This is a genomic window from Phaeobacter italicus (assembly GCF_001258055.1).
Classification (GTDB): domain Bacteria; phylum Pseudomonadota; class Alphaproteobacteria; order Rhodobacterales; family Rhodobacteraceae; genus Phaeobacter; species Phaeobacter italicus.
Genome location: NZ_CVRM01000011.1, coordinates 151,087 through 167,995 on the forward strand (window position 1 = coordinate 151,087; position 16,909 = coordinate 167,995).

General features: G+C 58.7%; 16 protein-coding genes. 11 read left to right on the top strand and 5 right to left on the bottom strand.

Translation table 11 applies throughout. The features are described from left to right. Position 1 precedes the first annotated feature (1 nt). From nuoH to NIT7645_RS04035, 11 genes are all read left to right on the top strand, one after another. Positions 2-1,039, top strand: a complete 1,038-nt coding sequence (nuoH, locus tag NIT7645_RS03985; protein WP_008559463.1) for an NADH-quinone oxidoreductase subunit NuoH — start codon at positions 2-4, stop codon at positions 1,037-1,039. Between the two features lie 3 nt (positions 1,040-1,042). Beyond that, positions 1,043-1,537: an NADH-quinone oxidoreductase subunit NuoI gene (gene nuoI, locus NIT7645_RS03990; protein WP_008560865.1), complete on the top strand. Its 495-nt coding sequence runs from the start codon at positions 1,043-1,045 to the stop codon at positions 1,535-1,537. Continuing rightward, complete coding sequence (locus NIT7645_RS03995) at positions 1,534-1,953, top strand: carboxymuconolactone decarboxylase family protein (protein WP_008560179.1); 420 nt, start codon at positions 1,534-1,536, stop codon at positions 1,951-1,953. The genes nuoI and NIT7645_RS03995 overlap by 4 nt, the downstream gene beginning before the upstream one ends. Continuing rightward, a complete protein-coding gene (locus NIT7645_RS04000) occupies positions 1,950-2,552 on the top strand; it encodes an NADH-quinone oxidoreductase subunit J (protein WP_008561140.1) in 603 nt (200 codons plus the stop codon). Before NIT7645_RS03995 ends, NIT7645_RS04000 begins: the two co-directional genes overlap by 4 nt. A gap of 4 nt (positions 2,553-2,556) precedes the next feature. Continuing rightward, positions 2,557-2,862 (top strand): NADH-quinone oxidoreductase subunit NuoK, encoded by a 306-nt coding sequence (gene nuoK, locus NIT7645_RS04005; RefSeq protein ID WP_008560402.1) that lies wholly within the window; start codon positions 2,557-2,559, stop codon positions 2,860-2,862. 6 nt (positions 2,863-2,868) lie between these two features. Further along, complete coding sequence (gene nuoL, locus NIT7645_RS04010; RefSeq protein WP_050686206.1) at positions 2,869-4,968, top strand: NADH-quinone oxidoreductase subunit L; 2,100 nt, start codon at positions 2,869-2,871, stop codon at positions 4,966-4,968. After that, positions 4,968-6,515, top strand: a complete 1,548-nt coding sequence (locus NIT7645_RS04015; protein ID WP_008558951.1) for an NADH-quinone oxidoreductase subunit M — start codon at positions 4,968-4,970, stop codon at positions 6,513-6,515. Before nuoL ends, NIT7645_RS04015 begins: the two co-directional genes overlap by 1 nt. A 14-nt stretch (positions 6,516-6,529) precedes the next feature. After that, on the top strand, positions 6,530-7,969 hold the full coding sequence (nuoN, locus tag NIT7645_RS04020) for an NADH-quinone oxidoreductase subunit NuoN (RefSeq protein ID WP_037302483.1): 1,440 nt from the start codon (positions 6,530-6,532) through the stop codon (positions 7,967-7,969). Positions 7,970-8,057: 88 nt separating this feature from the next. After that, a complete protein-coding gene (locus NIT7645_RS04025) occupies positions 8,058-8,813 on the top strand; it encodes a biotin--[acetyl-CoA-carboxylase] ligase (protein WP_046210003.1) in 756 nt (251 codons plus the stop codon). 15 nt (positions 8,814-8,828) lie between these two features. Continuing rightward, a complete protein-coding gene (locus NIT7645_RS04030; RefSeq protein ID WP_008561667.1) occupies positions 8,829-9,611 on the top strand; it encodes a type III pantothenate kinase in 783 nt (260 codons plus the stop codon). Further along, the gene (locus NIT7645_RS04035; RefSeq protein ID WP_037302481.1) at positions 9,608-11,275 is read left to right on the top strand and encodes a ribonuclease J; all 1,668 of its coding nucleotides are present in this window, start codon (positions 9,608-9,610) and stop codon (positions 11,273-11,275) included. Before NIT7645_RS04030 ends, NIT7645_RS04035 begins: the two co-directional genes overlap by 4 nt. Positions 11,276-11,463: 188 nt before the next feature. On the opposite strand, the gene NIT7645_RS19475 is transcribed toward NIT7645_RS04035, so the two are convergent. The 5 genes from NIT7645_RS19475 to NIT7645_RS04055 all read right to left on the bottom strand — a co-directional run bounded on the left by NIT7645_RS19475 (position 11,464) and on the right by NIT7645_RS04055 (position 16,862). After that, a complete protein-coding gene (locus NIT7645_RS19475) occupies positions 11,464-11,637 on the bottom strand; it encodes an RSP_7527 family protein (protein ID WP_008559062.1) in 174 nt (57 codons plus the stop codon). A 189-nt stretch (positions 11,638-11,826) separates the two neighbouring features. Next, positions 11,827-13,332 carry a DEAD/DEAH box helicase gene (locus NIT7645_RS04040; RefSeq protein ID WP_008561301.1) on the bottom strand — a complete coding sequence of 502 codons (1,506 nt, stop codon included), beginning with the start codon at positions 13,330-13,332 and terminating at the stop codon, positions 11,827-11,829. A 180-nt stretch (positions 13,333-13,512) separates the two neighbouring features. Next, positions 13,513-14,472, bottom strand: a complete 960-nt coding sequence (locus NIT7645_RS04045; protein ID WP_008562657.1) for a glycosyltransferase family 2 protein — start codon at positions 14,470-14,472, stop codon at positions 13,513-13,515. Then, a complete protein-coding gene (locus NIT7645_RS04050; RefSeq protein ID WP_008563061.1) occupies positions 14,469-15,215 on the bottom strand; it encodes a hypothetical protein in 747 nt (248 codons plus the stop codon). Before NIT7645_RS04050 ends, NIT7645_RS04045 begins: the two co-directional genes overlap by 4 nt. A 39-nt stretch (positions 15,216-15,254) precedes the next feature. Continuing rightward, positions 15,255-16,862 (bottom strand): peptide chain release factor 3, encoded by a 1,608-nt coding sequence (locus NIT7645_RS04055; RefSeq protein WP_037302480.1) that lies wholly within the window; start codon positions 16,860-16,862, stop codon positions 15,255-15,257. Positions 16,863-16,909: the final 47 nt, after the last annotated feature.

Here is a 16,909-nt window from a genome sequence, read left to right on the forward strand (position 1 = left end):
TATGGCTGAATTCTTTAACACCCCAGGCGGCATCGCTGTTCTGATTTTGGCGCAAGTGCTTGCAGTTGTTGCCTTTGTCATGATTTCGCTCCTGTTCCTCGTCTACGGGGACCGCAAAATCTGGGCCGCTGTCCAGATGCGTCGGGGCCCCAACGTCGTGGGCGTTTACGGCCTGCTGCAGTCGGTGGCGGACGCTCTCAAGTATGTTGTGAAAGAGGTGGTGATCCCCGCCGGTGCAGACCGGGCGGTGTTCATTCTGGCGCCTCTGACCAGCTTTGTCCTGGCGATGATCGCCTGGGCAGTTATCCCTTTCAACGATGGTTGGGTTCTGTCGGACATCAACGTCGCAATTCTCTATGTTTTCGCGGTCTCCTCGCTTGAGGTTTACGGCGTTATCATGGGGGGCTGGGCGTCGAACTCGAAATACCCGTTCCTCGGAAGCCTGCGCTCTGCGGCGCAGATGATTTCCTACGAGGTGTCCATCGGTCTGATCATCATCGGTGTGATCCTGTCGACAGGTTCGATGAACTTTGGCGACATCGTGCGCGCTCAGGACGGCGAGTTTGGTCTGCTGAACTGGTACTGGCTGCCGCACTTCCCGATGGTGTTCCTGTTCTTCATCTCGGCATTGGCCGAGACCAACCGCCCGCCGTTCGACCTTCCTGAAGCGGAATCCGAACTGGTTGCCGGTTACCAGGTTGAATATTCTGCAACGCCGTTCCTGCTGTTCATGGCGGGGGAATACATCGCGATCTTCCTGATGTGTGCGCTGATGTCTCTCCTGTTCTTTGGCGGCTGGCTGTCCCCGTTCCCGTTCCTGCCCGATGGCGTTCTGTGGATGGTTGGCAAGATGGCGTTCTTCTTCTTCCTCTTCGCGATGGTAAAGGCGATCACGCCCCGCTACCGCTATGACCAGCTGATGCGTCTGGGTTGGAAAGTCTTCCTGCCGTTCTCGCTGGCCTGGGTGGTGTTCGTGGCCTTTGCTGCAAAATTTGAATGGTTCTGGGGCATCTTTGCCCGCTGGACCGTGGGAGGCTGATACATGGCGAACCTCGACTATACCCGCGCCGCCAAATACTTCCTGCTTCAGGATTTCTGGGCTGGCATGAAACTGGGTCTGAAGTATTTCTTCGCACCCAAGGCCACCGTGAACTATCCGCACGAGAAGGGCCCGCTGTCGCCGCGCTTCCGTGGTGAGCATGCGCTGCGCCGCTACCCCAACGGGGAAGAGCGCTGCATCGCCTGCAAACTCTGCGAGGCGGTCTGTCCTGCACAGGCGATCACCATTGATGCGGAACCCCGCGAAGATGGCTCGCGTCGCACCACCCGGTACGACATCGACATGACCAAGTGCATTTATTGCGGTTTCTGCCAAGAGGCGTGCCCGGTGGATGCCATCGTCGAAGGCCCGAATTTTGAATTCGCCACCGAGACCCGCGAAGAGCTGTTCTACGACAAGGAAAAGCTGCTTTCGAACGGGGAACGTTGGGAAGCCGAAATCGCCCGCAACCTGGAACTGGATGCGCCGTACCGATGAGTGACGCCAAGAACCCGTTTGAGGCCATGATGGCCCAAGCACAGGACATGGCAAAGGCCTTGAACCCGGCGCTGGAGAGCTTCTCGCCCTCTGGCGCATTCAAGGAATTTGAGGCCCTGTGGCCGACCATGCCCAAGGACGTCATGGAGCTGATGTTCGGCAATACCGTCAACAAGGACGGGCTGGACGCAAAGACCCGGCTGCTGCTGACGTTGGCCGGGCTGACAATGCAGGGGGCACAGGCAGATACCGCTGTGCGCCAGACCGTGCGCCACGCTCTTGAGGCGGGCGCGAAGAAACAAGAGATCGTGGAAACGATCGGACAGATGTCGGTCTTTGCCGGCATTCCGGCCATGACCCGGGCGCTGGAGCTGGCGCAGGAAGTCATGGACGCCAAAGGGGACGATGAAACATGACCGTTTTTGCCTTTTACCTCTTTGCCATCAGCGCCATTACGGGCGGGCTGTTTACGGTGATCAGCCGTCAGCCAGTTCACTCGGTGCTGTGGCTGATCCTGGCATTTATTTCTTCTGCGGGGCTGTTCGTCCTGCTGGGCGCTGAATTTGTCGCCATGCTGCTGGTGATCGTCTACGTCGGCGCCGTTGCGGTTCTCTTCCTCTTCGTCGTGATGATGCTGGACGTGGACTTTGCTGAACTGAAGGCCGAGATGGCGCGCTATATGCCGCTGGCTCTGCTGATCGGTTTGGTGATCCTCATGCAGTTTGTCATGGCGTTTGGCGCATGGGAAAGCGCACCGGCGGCAGGTAGCCAGCTGGCGCAGCCGATCCCGGCTGACAAACACAACACCGAGGCGCTTGGCCTCATCCTTTATGATCAATACTTCCTTCTGTTCCAGCTGTCGGGCCTGATCCTGCTGGTCGCCATGATCGGTGCGATCGTGCTGACCCTGCGCCATCGCCAGGACGTGAAGCGTCAGGACGTTGTCGCCCAGATGATGCGTGACCCGGCCAAGGCAATGGAACTCAAGGACGTGAAACCGGGGCAGGGGCTTTGAGACAATGATCACAATTGAGCATTATCTAACCGTCGCGGCGACGCTGTTCGTCATCGGCATCTTCGGGCTCTTTCTGAACCGCAAGAACATCATCATCCTGCTGATGAGCATCGAACTGATGCTCCTCGCGGTGAACATCAACCTCGTGGCCTTCTCGTCGTTCCTCGGCGATCTGGTCGGGCAGGTCTTCACTTTGTTTGTTCTGACAGTGGCCGCTGCTGAGGCCGCCATCGGTCTTGCGATCCTGGTTTGCTTCTTCCGTAACCGCGGCACCATTGCCGTTGAAGACGTCAACGTGATGAAGGGCTAAAGCGTCATGGAAACCATCCTTCTCTTTACCCCGCTGGTGGGGGCGCTGGTCTGTGGCTTTGGCCACAAGATCCTTGGCGAAAAAGTGGCGACCGTGTTCGCCACTGCACTTCTCTTCCTGACGGCGGCGCTGTCCTGGATCGTCTTCCTGACGTTTGATCCCTCTGCGCATGAAAACGGCTATTACACCGTCGAAATCCTGCGTTGGATCCAGTCCGGTAGCCTCGACACGTCCTGGCAGTTCCGCGTTGACCGTCTGACCGCGATCATGCTGATCGTGATTACGTCCGTGTCCTCGCTGGTTCACCTCTACTCCTTTGGCTACATGGATCACGATCCGCAGTGGAAGGACGGGGAGAGCTACAAGCCGCGGTTCTTTGCCTACCTGTCGTTCTTTACCTTCGCCATGCTGATGCTGGTGACCGCCGACAACCTGGTCCAGATGTTCTTTGGCTGGGAAGGTGTGGGCGTTGCCTCCTACCTGCTGATCGGCTTTTACTACCGCAAACCCTCTGCTGGTGCGGCCGCGATGAAAGCGTTCATCGTCAACCGCGTCGGTGACTTCGGCTTTGCGCTTGGTATCTTTGCGCTGTTCTTCCTGACTGGCAGCATCAACTTTGATGACATCTTTGCCGCGACGCCGATGCTGGCTGAAACCCAGCTGGGTTTCCTGTGGACGGAATGGAACGCGGCAAACCTGATTGCCTTCCTGCTGTTCGTCGGTGCGATGGGTAAATCGGCTCAGTTGATCCTGCACACCTGGCTGCCAGACGCGATGGAAGGCCCGACCCCAGTGTCGGCCCTGATCCACGCAGCGACGATGGTTACTGCTGGTGTGTTCCTTGTGTGCCGCATGTCGCCCCTCATGGAAGTGGCGCCTGAAGCGACCGCCTTTATCACCGTGTTGGGTGCGACCACGGCGTTCTTTGCGGCGACGGTTGGTCTGGTCCAGACCGACATCAAACGTGTGATCGCCTATTCGACCTGTTCGCAGCTTGGCTACATGTTCGTTGCAGCCGGTGTCGGCATGTACTCCGCAGCGATGTTCCACCTGTTCACGCACGCCTTTTTCAAAGCGATGCTGTTCCTTGGTGCGGGGTCCGTGATCCACGCGATGCACCACGAGCAGGACATGATGAACTACGGCGGTCTGCGCAAGAAAATCCCCTATACCTTCTGGGCGATGATGATCGGTACCCTTGCCATCACCGGCGTTGGTATTCCGCTGACGCACATCGGCTTTGCAGGCTTCCTGTCGAAAGATGCCATCATCGAAAGCGCCTATGCAGGTGGTTCCATGTACGGCTTCTGGATGCTGGTGATCGCAGCGGCGATGACCTCCTTCTACTCCTGGCGCCTGATCTTCCTGACCTTCTACGGCAAGCCGCGTGGCGACAAGCATACGCACGATCACGCGCATGAAAGCCCGATGGTCATGCTGGTCCCACTGGGTGTGCTGGCTCTGGGTGCTGTGTTCTCCGGTATGGTCTGGTACAACAGCTTCTTTGGTCACACCGACACCGTGGGCAAGTTCTATGGCATCCCGTATGCCGAAGCCTCTGCCGAGACGCATGGAGACGACCATGGTGCAGCCAAGGATGATCACGGCGAGGCCGCCAAGGGCGAACATCACTATGCCTTTGCTGGTGAACCGGGGCAGGGCGCGCTTTACATCGCACCTGACAACACCCTTCTGGACGATGCCCATGCTGTCAACAAATGGGTCAAGGTTTCGCCCTTCATCGCAATGGTGCTTGGCCTGTCCCTGGCGATCTGGTTCTACATCGTGAACCCGAGCCTGCCCGGCCGTTTGGCACAGACCCATCAGCCGCTCTACCAGTTCCTCAAGAACAAATGGTACTTTGACGAGCTGTATAACTACGTCTTCGTCAAACCGGCTCTGGCGCTTGGCCGCTTCTTCTGGAAGCGCGGCGATGGCAGCACCATTGATGGTGCCCTCAATGGCCTGGCCATGGGTATCATTCCCTTCTTCACCCGCCTCGCCGGTCGCGCACAGTCGGGTTACATCTTCACTTATGCCTTCTGGATGGTGCTGGGGATTGCAGCCCTGGTTACCTGGATGTCGATCGGCGGAGGAGCGCACTGATGGACAATCTCCTTTCAATTGTCACCTTTATCCCGGCGCTCGCGGCGGCCATCCTGGCCCTGTTCCTGCGCGGCGAGGATGAGGCGGCACAGCGTAACGCGAAATATGTTGCGCTTTTTGCTACCACGATCACCTTCCTGGTGAGCCTCGGGATCTACTTTGAGTTCGATCCCGCCAACACCGGCTTCCAGTTTGTGGAAGAGGCCGAGTGGATCTTTGGCCTGAAATACAAAATGGGCGTGGACGGCATCTCGGTTCTGTTCGTGATGCTGACAACCTTCGTCATGCCGCTGACCATTCTGGCCAGCTGGGACGTCAAGACCCGTGTGAAGGAATACATGATCGCGTTCCTGCTCCTGGAAACGCTGATGCTCGGTGTGTTCATGGCGCTGGATCTTGTCCTGTTCTACCTCTTCTTTGAAGCAGGCCTGATCCCGATGTTCCTTATCATCGGTATCTGGGGGGGCGCGAACCGCATCTACGCGTCGTTCAAGTTCTTCCTCTACACGTTCTTCGGCTCTGTTCTGATGCTGATCGCCATGATCGCCATGTTTGCAGACGCAGGCACCACCGACATCGAAGCGCTGCTGACGCACAGCTTCTCTGCCGGAAGTTTCGACGTCCTCGGCATCCACATCGTGGGTGGCATGCAGACACTTCTGTTCCTGGCGTTCTTTGCGTCTTTCGCAGTGAAGATGCCGATGTGGCCGGTTCACACCTGGTTGCCTGATGCGCACGTTCAGGCTCCGACTGCTGGGTCTGTTGTTCTGGCGGCGATCCTGCTGAAAATGGGTGGCTACGGCTTCCTTCGCTTCTCTCTGCCGATGTTCCCGGTCGGGGCCGAGGTGATGACTGATCTCGTCCTTTGGATGTCCGCGATTGCGATTGTCTACACGTCGCTGGTTGCGATTGTTCAGGACGATATGAAGAAGCTGATTGCTTACTCCTCGGTCGCACACATGGGTTTTGTCACCATGGGTATCTTTGCTGCCAACCAGCAGGGCATCGACGGTGCGATCTTCCAGATGCTGAGCCACGGCTTCATCTCTGCCGCGCTCTTCCTCTGCGTTGGGGTGATCTATGACCGCATGCACACCCGTGACATCGACGCCTATGGCGGTCTTGTCATCCGGATGCCCGCCTATGCGCTTGTCTTCATGTTCTTTACCATGGGCAACGTGGGCCTTCCCGGCACATCCGGCTTTATCGGTGAATTCCTGACCCTGATGGGCACCTTCCAGAAAAACACCTGGGTTGCGATGATCGCGACCACCGGCGTTATCTTCTCGGCGGGCTATGCTCTGTGGCTGTATCGCCGTGTGGTCTTTGGCGATCTGATCAAGGAGAGCCTGAAAACCATCAAGGATATGACTGCGCGTGAGCGCTTCATCTTTGCACCGCTGGTCATCATGACCATCCTGCTGGGTGTCTATCCTGCGGTTGTCACCGACATCATCAGCCCGTCCACCGAGGCGCTGATCGCTAACTTCAACCAATCTCTGGCCGCTGCGGATCTGTCCCCGGCGACCCAGATCGCTTCGCACTAAGGGGGCATGGGCTGATGATCCCAGCTGATCTCACCGTTATCCTGCCAGAGATTGTTCTGGCGCTCAGCGCAATGGCGGCGCTCCTTGGCGCTGTCTACACCGGCAAAGACAAACTGGCCTCGGCGCTGGTTTGGCTTATCGCTGGCCTGATGCTGGTTCTTGCCATCTGGATTGGCACCGGCTCCGATGGTAGCCGGTCTGCCTTCAATGGCATGTTCATCGACGATGGCTTTGCGCGTTTCGCAAAAGTTGCCATCCTGCTTTCTGCAGCTGCGGTTCTGGTCATGGGGCAGGACTATATGTCCCGCCGTGGCATGCTGCGGTTTGAATATCCCATCCTCGTCGCGCTGAGCGCGGTGGGCATGATGGTGATGGTCTCTGCAGGCAACCTGATGTCGCTTTACATGGGCCTCGAGCTGCAGTCTCTGGCGCTCTATGTCGTGGCGTCGCTGCGCCGGGATAGTGTGAAGTCGACCGAAGCTGGCCTGAAGTACTTTGTTCTTGGTGCGCTGTCCTCCGGCCTGCTGCTGTATGGTGCTTCGCTGGTCTATGGCTTTGCCGGAACGACCGATTTCGCGGGTATTTACGCGGTGGCACAGCACGGCGAAGTCTCTGTCGGCCTGCTGTTTGGTCTGGTCTTCCTGATCTCGGGCATGGCGTTCAAGGTCTCTGCGGTTCCGTTCCACATGTGGACCCCGGACGTCTACGAAGGCGCGCCGACCCCCGTGACCGCGTTTTTCGCATCTGCTCCCAAGGTCGCTGCGATGGGTCTGTTTGCCCGCGTGATGCATGACGCATTCGGCCACGCGGTCGAAGACTGGAGCCAGGTTGTCGCGCTGTTGTCTCTCTTGTCCATGTTCGTTGGCGCCGTTGCCGCGATCGGTCAGCGTGATATCAAGCGTCTGATGGCTTATTCCTCGATTGCGCATATGGGTTATGCGCTGATGGGTCTGGCTGCTGGCACCGCCTATGGTGTTCAGGCACTGCTGGTCTATCTGGCCATCTACGTGTCCATGAACATCGGGACCTTTGCCTTTATCCTGATGTTGGAAAAGGACGGCAAACCGATCACCGACATCCGCGCGCTGAACCTTTACGCGCGCCGCGAGCCGGGCAAGGCGCTGGCAATGCTGATCCTGCTCTTCTCGCTGGCCGGAGTACCGCCGATGCTGGGCTTCTTTGGCAAGCTTTACGTCTTGAACGCCGCTTATGATGCGGGCCTCGCCTGGCTGGCCATCGCGGGTGTGATCGCCTCTGTTATCGGTGCGTTCTACTACCTGCGCATCGTTTACTACATGTACTTTGGTGAAGAGGGCGAAGAGCTGGACAGCAACCGCTCGCCGATCCTCTGGGGCTTCCTGATGGCGTCCGCCGCTGTCATGCTTCTGGGTATCATCAACATGTTTGGTGTCGAAGGGGCAGCTGCCGCTGCGTCGGTGGCGCTGGTCAACTGATCGTTGATCGCCTAAAAAACAAACAAGGCCTGGTCTTAGGACCGGGCCTTTTTGCCTTGATAAGACCCGAGCACGAGGGGAAACGGACATGAGCGACTGGCCCGAAGGATATGGACGCTGCCTCCTTGATGAGGTGGACAGTACCTTGGACGAAGCCGCGCGACGTGCGCCGACCCTGAGCGGCCCTGAGTGGATCCTGGCCAAGCGGCAGACCAAGGGGCGGGGCCGTCGTGGACGGGCCTGGAAAGAGCCGACTGGCAATTTCGCGGCGACACTGGTCCTTCGACCGAAGGGGCCGGCCGACCAGGTGGCTTTGCGGAGTTTTGTGGCTGCGTTGGCAGTCTACGACGCCTGCATCGCGCTGTGCGGAGAGGTTCCGGGCCTCGCTTTGAAGTGGCCCAATGATGTGTTGTTCAACGGTGGAAAACTGGCGGGCATTCTGTTGGAAAGCGCCGGAAGCGGCAATGATGGCGGTGTCAGCCACCTGTCTATCGGGATCGGTGTCAATCTGATCGAAACACCAATGCAGGAATGGTTGGAGCCGGGCGCTGTATGGCCCGTGTCGCTGTTGTCCGAGACCGGCATTCAGGTCACACCTGAGGTGTTCCTGGGCGAGCTGGCAGCGGCCTACGCCCGGCTTGAGGCGCAGTTTGTGACCTACGGGTTTGAACCTATCAGAACCGCCTGGCTGTCCCGTGCCGCCCGGTTGGGCGAGGTTGTGACCGCACGCACGATGACCAGCGAAACCGAGGGGACTTTTGAAACGATCGACGCCTCAGGAAATCTGGTTCTGAACACCGCGAAGGGACGCATCAGCATCCCGGCCGCGGACATCTTTTTCTAGGCGAGAGGGCAGAGCATGCTTCTGGCGGTAGACTGCGGTAACACGAATACAGTTTTTTCAATCTGGGACGGCGAAAACTTTGTCGGCACGTGGCGCACAGCAACAGACTGGCGGCGCACGGCAGATCAATATTATGTCTGGCTCAATACGCTCATGCGCCTGCAGGGGATCGAGGCGGATATCACCGATATGATCATCTCCTCGACGGTGCCGCGCGTGGTGTTCAACCTGCGCGTCCTGGCAGATCGCTACTTCAACACCCGGCCGGTGGTGGTCGGCAAAACCGATTGTCTTTTGCCCGTGGCGGTGCGGGTGGATGAGGGAACCAATGTCGGGCCGGACCGTTTGGTCAATACGGTGTCGGGTTTTGACAAATATGGCGGCAATCTGATTGTGGTGGATTTCGGCACGGCGACAACCTTTGACGTGGTGGCCGAAGATGGTGCCTATATCGGCGGCGTCATTGCGCCGGGGGTGAACCTTAGCCTTGAAGCGCTACATCAGGCTGCAGCGGCACTGCCCCATGTGGATATTTCCAAACCTCAGGCCGTGATTGGCACCAATACGGTTGCATGTATGCAGTCAGGTGTGTTCTGGGGCTACGTAGGCCTGGTACGCGAGATCTGCGCGCAAATCAAAGCAGAGCGGGGCGTGCCGATGAAAGTAATCTCGACAGGCGGGCTGGCGCCTTTGTTCCAGCAGACAGCAGATCTGTTTGACGCATGGGAGGACGATCTCACCATGCATGGTCTTCAGATCATTCACAAATATAACAAGGAAAACGGTCTCCAAGGATGAGCACTGAACGTTTGATCTACCTGCCCCTGGGTGGGGCAGGGGAAATTGGCATGAATGCCTATGTCTATGGCTATGGCAAACCGGGCAAGGAACGCCTTGTTCTGGTCGACCTCGGGGTGACATTCCCCGATATGGACAGCACCCCAGGTGTTGATCTCATCATGCCGGACATCCGCTGGCTGAAAGAGCGGGCCGACCAGCTGGAAGGGATTTTCATCACCCACGCCCATGAGGACCACATCGGCGCGGTTGCGCATCTCTACCGGGATCTGAACACACCGATCTATGCCCGCGCCTTCACTGCCAACCTTGCCCGCCGCAAGATGGATGAGGCGGGTCTGGATAGCGAACAGGTGAAAACCGTGTCCGCCTGGCCCGAAGTCACACAGCTTGGCCCGTTCACCATTGGTGTTGCGCCGATTTCCCACTCGATCCCGGAAAGCGGTGGTCTGGTGATCGACACACCTGCCGGGCGTGTCGTGCACACTGGGGACTTCAAAACTGACCCAACACCGATCGTGGGCGAGCCTTTTGATCCGGAAATGTGGGCAGAGATCGCCAAGGATGGCGTCAAGGCGCTGGTCTGCGATTCCACGAATGTGTTCTCGTTGAACCCCGGCCGGTCCGAGGTCGAAGTCGGCCCCGAAATTACCCGCCTCGTCGGCGAGGCAGAGGGCATGGTCGTTGCGACCACCTTTGCGTCAAACGTCGCGCGTGTGAAGACGCTGGCAGAGGCTGGCCACGCCGCCGGGCGGTCCGTTGTCCTGTTGGGGCGGGCCATGCAGCGGATGATCGATGCCGCCACCGAAACGGGTGTCCTGCAGGGCTTTCCCAAGGTGGTCAGCGTCGAGGCCGCGCAGGAGCTGCCGCGCGACAATCTGATGCTGATCGTGACCGGTAGCCAGGGCGAGCGGCGTGCGGCCTCTGCGCAATTGGCGCGTGGCAAGTATCGTGGCGTAGAGGTGAAAGAGGGCGACCTCTTCCTGTTCTCGTCCAAAACCATTCCGGGCAACGAACGGGGTGTTATCCGTATTATCAACCAGTTCTCTGAAAAAGGGGTCGACGTGGTTGATGACAGCTCCGGGCTGTATCACGTGTCTGGGCATGCAAACCGGCCTGATCTGGAGCGGATGCACGATATCATCAAGCCGCAGATGCTGATCCCGATGCACGGCGAGCACCGTCACCTGCGCCAGCATGCCCGTCTGGGAGAGGCCAAGGGTATCGCCAGTGCAGTGGCCGTGAACGGCATGATGATGGATCTGACAGGCGATGCGCCCAAGGTGGTGGATTACGTCGATACCGGCCGCACCTATCTGGACGGTTCCGTCAAATACGGTGCGCTAGATGGCGTCGTGCGCGACAGGATCCGGATGGCGTTGAACGGTCATGTGGTTGTCACCCTTATCCTTGATGAGGAAGATGAGCCGCTGGGTGAACCATGGTGCGACATCAAGGGGCTGGCAGAAACCGGCAGTTCGAACGCGGCTCTGGTTGAGGTGATGGAAGAAGACCTGAACCAATTCGTGATGCGTGCCGATGCAAAGACGCTGCGCAACGATGACAAGCTGGAGGAAAACCTCCGCCGGGTTGCGCGTCAGACCGCGCAGAATGAAATTGGCAAAAAGCCAGAAGTCACTGTGGTGATCAGCCGTATGCGCTGATCCGTTGTTGCGATCCGCCTACGGTGCGTATCACATTGTCAGAGCCCGCTGCAGAACCCCTGTGGCGGGCTTTTTCGTGCGCTGACCATCCTGGGGTAACCCAGAAACAGAAACGCCCTGCCGAATGGGCAGGGCGTCTTGCGACAGGAGCAGCAGGGAGGAGGCTGCCGATGTCAGATCTTGGTCGATCAGGCGTGGCGCGGGCGGGCGAACAGGCCGGCCAGTTTGCCGGGCAGGGACGCAAAGCCGCGACCAACGCTGCGCAGGAAAGAAGCCATCGCCTGCGCGCGCAGCTCGTGGGCGCGCATTTCGATCTGGCGGATTTCTTCAGCGGTCACGTGTGGGAATTCCAGCTTGTCCATAATGAACCTCGTGTCTTTCGGATGTCGTCTTTGTTGCCGCTTAGATAGGGGGTTGGAGGGGTGAGGACATCCGCGAAAATCGTCAATCCCGCCATGCTGCACGTGCAAAGGTCCGCCGGACGCATGTGTTATCCATAAAAAAAGGCCACCCGTTTGGGTGGCCTTTGTGTCATTGGTTTCAGCTGTGGTTCAGCCAGCGCGACGCTCTGCAAAGCTCAGCGCGATGAAGCTTGGCATGTGGTCGCCCATGCCAACAACCACACGGTCGTTGTTGTTGCCACGGCCACGGTTGTTTTTGGACTTCTGGTTGCCCTTTTGGTCCGGCTTGCCACGATTGGCTGCCTTGGGCTCTTCGGTCTTTGCGGGTTCTGCGGCCTTGGCCTCCACCACATTTGCCTCGACGGCTGTGGTCTCTTCCTTGGCGGCATCCTTGCTGCGCGAGGAGCGGCGGCTACGGGTCTTGCGTTCTGTGGTCTCGCCGTCTTTGGCTTCGGCAGTGTCCTGGGCCTTGGCGTCCGCTTTGGCCTTGGGGTCTGCCTTGGCCTTTTTGAACGGATTCTCGATACGCGGGATCTCCTGCTGAACGAGACGCTCGATGTCTTCCAGGTTCTTTTCGTCCTTGGGCACGCAGATCATCATCGCAGTACCGTCGCGACCGGCGCGACCGGTACGGCCAATGCGGTGAACATAGTCCTCTGCGTGGCTGGGCACGTCGAAATTGAACACGTGGCTGACAGTTGGAACGTCCAGACCACGGGCCGCCACATCGGAGGCCACGAGGAAACGAAGATTGCCTTCGCGGAACTCGTCCAGCGTCTTCATGCGCTGGCTCTGATCGAGATCACCGTGGATCGGCGCGGCATTGTAGCCATATTTCTTGAGCGATTTGGCGCAGATATCCACGTCCGTCTTCCGGTTGCAGAAGATGATCGCGTTTGTGCATTTTTCGCCTTCCTGATCGATCAGGTGGCGCAGCAGCTTCCGCTTTTCACTGCCTTCACGATCGCGGCGGGAGGCTTTGAACAGCACCACGCCTTGGGTGATGTTCTCGGAGGTCGTGGCCTGCCGGGCGACTTCGATCCGCTCGGGTGCGGAGAGGAAGGTATTGGTGATGCGTTCAATCTCGGGTGCCATTGTCGCAGAGAAGAACAGCGTCTGGCGAGTGAAGGGCGTCAGGCCGAAAATGCGTTCGATATCAGGGATGAAACCCATATCGAGCATACGGTCAGCTTCGTCGACAACCATGACTTTCACGTCAGACAGAATCAGTTTGCCACGCTCGAAATGGTCGAGCAGTCGGCCGGGCGTTGCGATCAGGACGTCGACACCCTTGTCGATCAGCGCGTCCTGCTCCTTGAACGACACCCCACCAATCAGCAGCGCTTTGGTAAGGTTCAGGTGCTTGGTGTAGGTGTCGAAGTTCTCGGCGACCTGCGCCGCGAGCTCGCGTGTTGGGCACAGCACAAGGCTCCGCGGCATCCGCGCCCGTGCACGACCCCGTGCAAGAAGGGTGATCATCGGCAGAGTGAAGGACGCGGTCTTGCCGGTCCCGGTTTGCGCGATCCCCAGAACATCACGGCCCTCGAGAGCGGGCGGAATGGCGCCTGCCTGAATCGGTGTGGGGGATTCGTAACCCGCTTCCTCAATTGCTTTGAGGACTTTGGGGTTCAGGTTCAGATCTGAAAATTTTGTCATTTGCGTCCGTTTTTGCGGACACTGACCTGGCCCGCGCGTGTCTAACAGTGCCTGTCCCGCATGGTCTTGCGTCCTGTCTGGACTGGCTTGCGGCGGGGCATAGCAAAATCCGCCATGATCGTCAATTAAACCGCGATTTTACCGCTGTTTTGATTGCGACACGGGTAATCGCGAAACAGTTTAGTCAAATTGAGGGAAATGTCGCTGTCGTTTGGCGTCGAGATCCAGCTGACAGTGGTGGACCATGTTGCGTGACTGCAGTTCGGAAAACACCCTCGGGTGCTCCGCATTGATTTCTGCAAAGAACCGACGCAAGCCGTCTTGGCCGTGTTCCTCTTCCACCATCGACAGCAGTTCATGAGCGCTGAAACCGCCCATGGCCCGGGGGAAACCGGCGGAAAGACCTGGCCTGTAAGACCCCCGCTGCAATCGGAAACGGTAGGTGGATTGCCAATGATCCCAGCTTGTCGCGTGCCGGTGGCACAGCTGGAGGGCAGAGGTGATTGCTTCGCCGGGAATTTTTTCTCCGTCTCGAAGAAGGTTGTGAATGCGAAACTGCACATCTTGCAGCCCTGTACGGGCAAACAGCTTGCCTGCGGTGTGGCTCAGGAAGCCACCTTTCAGAAAACTACCGAATTCGGGATAGATTGCGCGAACCTCGTCCTCGCGTTCAGGGCCTGGAGGCACCATTGATTTATAGTGGTCTTGCCGCCCGGCCAGCGCCTCTAGCGGGCGCAGCCGCAAGGTCGTGGTGCCTGGTGGCAAGCTCGTCAATATATCCGCGACCTTGGGTGCGCCGACGTCCGGCATTGGCCAGATGAATTCATCCGCATCAATATGGGCAACCCAATCGGTTTGAATGCGGCGGTAGGCGTGGGTGGCGTTCATGGTCTGTCGGACCTGATGCATCGCCGGCCGGGCGCGTTTACGCTTGCGCCAATAGGTGTCGTCACATGTCGTGACGCGGACCTTTGGATGGGCCTTCAAATGCACAAAGGTCTCGTCATTGGGTTCATCGAGATAGATGTGCACGCGATGGGCGCCGAGATCCAGATGGTAGGCGGCAAACGTCAGAACCGTACGCGCATCGGCCTTGATGGTGCTGACAATGCCCCAGGTGGTTCGTTTCTCTGGCGTCATGATTTGCGAGGCGCCTTGTAACGCTGGATGCGTCCAAAGATGCTGCGTGGATCCTCCATCACCATCCGCAGCATTTTCATGCCAAGCGGACGCAACACCAAATCGTTTTCACAGATACGCCACAGCCGGGCCAGCATGTGTCGGTCCAGGTCCCCATGGGGGAGGTGGTAGGGGCTCATGCCAAAACCCAGGTCATCCAATTCCTTGCCCTTGATCCGGGGCAGGCCGCGATCAAGCGGGCGACCAGACAGTCTGCGTTCACTGTCATGCAGCTTGATCAGGTGAAACAGCATCTGCAAGCCTTGCCCGCCAAGCCGTTGCTCTATCGTCTCTCCGTGATCGGCAAAGGTGGCCGCAGCAGAGATCAGCCAGCGGATGGGGAGATCTGCAGCAAGGTCCGCCCCATGTTCGGTCCAGATCCGCAGAAACAGCGCGCGCGCTTCTTGTGGTGGGTCCCGACGGCGCAGGATCGCGATGCAAAGCGCGTGAAGCGCCCAGATCTCTGGCGCGCCCGCAAATTCTGCGCATAAGGCCTGCCATTTATGCGCAATATGATGGTCCGGCAGATCGTCCAGAGAGGGAGCGCTCGACGCAGGGGGCGGGAGTGGGGTAAACAAATCCGTCAACACCACGTCGACCGGGGGCAGCGCTGACAAAGGCGCCTGAAACGGTGTCTCACGTCTCTCTAGCTGTCGCAGCAGTTTGTAGAACCCGCCAGGATAGTTTTGTTTTGCAATATCCATGGCGGGTCAGCTGTCAGCGTTTGGAGCAGGAAACGGGGTTCAGACCATCATTTCTTTGGTCGCGGTCAGTTTCAAGTCCGGATAGTCGCGTTCTACCCGGTCGATGTCCCATTGCAGACGTGTGAGGTAAACAACGTCCCCGTCGTGGTCGTGGGCAATGTGCTGCTTGTTGGTGTTGATGAACTTGTCCATCGCCTGCTTGTCGCCGCTGACCCAGCGGGCAGAGGTGAACTGGGAGGCTTCAAAGCGTACGGGCAGGCCGTATTCCATCTCGATCCTGCTGGCGAGGACCTCAAACTGCAATTGGCCAACCACGCCGACGATAAAGCCGGAGCCGATTGACGGTTTGAACACCTTGGCTGCGCCTTCCTCGGCGAATTGCATCAGCGCCTTTTCAAGGTGCTTGGCCTTCATCGGATCGCCCGCGCGCACGCCTTGCAGCAGTTCCGGGGCAAAGGATGGGATGCCGCTCACACGGAGAGCTTCTCCCTCCGTCAGCGTATCACCGATGCGCAGCTGACCGTGGTTCGGGATGCCGATGATATCGCCGGCCCAGGCCTCTTCTGCCAGTTCGCGGTCTGAGGCGAGGAACAGGACCGGGTTGGATACCGCCATCGGCTTTTTGGTGCGCACATGGGTCAGCTTCATGCCGCGTTTGAAATGGCCCGACGCAAGCCGGACAAAGGCCACACGGTCCCGGTGCTTGGGGTCCATGTTGGCCTGCACCTTGAACACAAAGCCTGCGACTTTCTTTTCGTCGGGTGCGATCTGGCGGGGTTCGGCGGACTGCGGCTGCGGCTCGGGGCCGTAGGTGGAAATCCCGTCCATCAGTTCCTTCACGCCGAAGGAGTTGATGGCAGAGCCGAACCAGATCGGGGTCATGTGCCCCTCAAGCACCGATTGCGGGTCAAGCGCAGGCAGCAACTCGCGCGCCATCTCGACCTCTTCCAGCAGTTTGTCGAGCAGATGCGCCGGCACGTGTTCGGCCAGCTTGGGGTCGTCCAACCCTTCAATCGCGATGCTCTCGGCAACCTTGTTGCGGTCGGCCCGGTCCATCAGTTCCAGCCGATCGCGCAGCATGTCATAGCAGCCAATGAAATCACGGCCCACACCAATCGGCCAGCTGGCCGGCGTTACGTCAATGGCAAGGTTCTGCTGGATCTCGTCAATGATCTCAAAGGTGTCGCGGCTCTCGCGGTCCATCTTGTTACAGAAGGTCAGGATCGGCAGGTCGCGCAGGCGGCAGACCTCGAACAGCTTCTGTGTCTGGCTTTCCACGCCTTTTGCACCGTCGATCACCATCACCGCCGCATCCACTGCGGTCAGCGTGCGGTATGTGTCTTCGGAAAAATCCGAGTGGCCGGGTGTGTCGACGAGGTTGAAGCGATAGTTTGCAAAGTCAAACGACATCGCCGATGCAGAAACCGAGATCCCGCGGTCCTTTTCCATCTGCATAAAGTCAGAGCGCGTCCGCCGCGCCTCACCCTTGGCGCGCACCTGGCCAGCCATCTGAATGGCGCCCCCGTAAAGAAGGAATTTTTCGGTCAAGGTGGTCTTGCCCGCATCCGGGTGCGAGATGATCGCAAAGGTGCGGCGCCGAGCGATCTCAGCAGGCAGGTCGGGGCGGTTTGTGACGGTATCGAGCATGTGCGCGCGTATATCAGGAATGCAGGCCGAGGCAAGAAAAACAGGGG

What these genes read in the sequence shown, in the direction of transcription:
- nuoH (WP_008559463.1), top strand. Translation starts at nt 2, where the DNA reads ATGGCTGAATTCTTTAACACCCCAGGCGGCATCGCTGTTCTGATTTTG.
- nuoI (WP_008560865.1), top strand. Translation starts at nt 1,043, where the DNA reads ATGGCGAACCTCGACTATACCCGCGCCGCCAAATACTTCCTGCTTCAG.
- NIT7645_RS03995 (WP_008560179.1), top strand. Translation starts at nt 1,534, where the DNA reads ATGAGTGACGCCAAGAACCCGTTTGAGGCCATGATGGCCCAAGCACAG.
- NIT7645_RS04000 (WP_008561140.1), top strand. Translation starts at nt 1,950, where the DNA reads ATGACCGTTTTTGCCTTTTACCTCTTTGCCATCAGCGCCATTACGGGC.
- nuoK (WP_008560402.1), top strand. Translation starts at nt 2,557, where the DNA reads ATGATCACAATTGAGCATTATCTAACCGTCGCGGCGACGCTGTTCGTC.
- nuoL (WP_050686206.1), top strand. Translation starts at nt 2,869, where the DNA reads ATGGAAACCATCCTTCTCTTTACCCCGCTGGTGGGGGCGCTGGTCTGT.
- NIT7645_RS04015 (WP_008558951.1), top strand. Translation starts at nt 4,968, where the DNA reads ATGGACAATCTCCTTTCAATTGTCACCTTTATCCCGGCGCTCGCGGCG.
- nuoN (WP_037302483.1), top strand. Translation starts at nt 6,530, where the DNA reads ATGATCCCAGCTGATCTCACCGTTATCCTGCCAGAGATTGTTCTGGCG.
- NIT7645_RS04025 (WP_046210003.1), top strand. Translation starts at nt 8,058, where the DNA reads ATGAGCGACTGGCCCGAAGGATATGGACGCTGCCTCCTTGATGAGGTG.
- NIT7645_RS04030 (WP_008561667.1), top strand. Translation starts at nt 8,829, where the DNA reads ATGCTTCTGGCGGTAGACTGCGGTAACACGAATACAGTTTTTTCAATC.
- NIT7645_RS04035 (WP_037302481.1), top strand. Translation starts at nt 9,608, where the DNA reads ATGAGCACTGAACGTTTGATCTACCTGCCCCTGGGTGGGGCAGGGGAA.
- NIT7645_RS19475 (WP_008559062.1), bottom strand. Translation starts at nt 11,637, where the DNA reads ATGGACAAGCTGGAATTCCCACACGTGACCGCTGAAGAAATCCGCCAG.
- NIT7645_RS04040 (WP_008561301.1), bottom strand. Translation starts at nt 13,332, where the DNA reads ATGACAAAATTTTCAGATCTGAACCTGAACCCCAAAGTCCTCAAAGCA.
- NIT7645_RS04045 (WP_008562657.1), bottom strand. Translation starts at nt 14,472, where the DNA reads ATGACGCCAGAGAAACGAACCACCTGGGGCATTGTCAGCACCATCAAG.
- NIT7645_RS04050 (WP_008563061.1), bottom strand. Translation starts at nt 15,215, where the DNA reads ATGGATATTGCAAAACAAAACTATCCTGGCGGGTTCTACAAACTGCTG.
- NIT7645_RS04055 (WP_037302480.1), bottom strand. Translation starts at nt 16,862, where the DNA reads ATGCTCGATACCGTCACAAACCGCCCCGACCTGCCTGCTGAGATCGCT.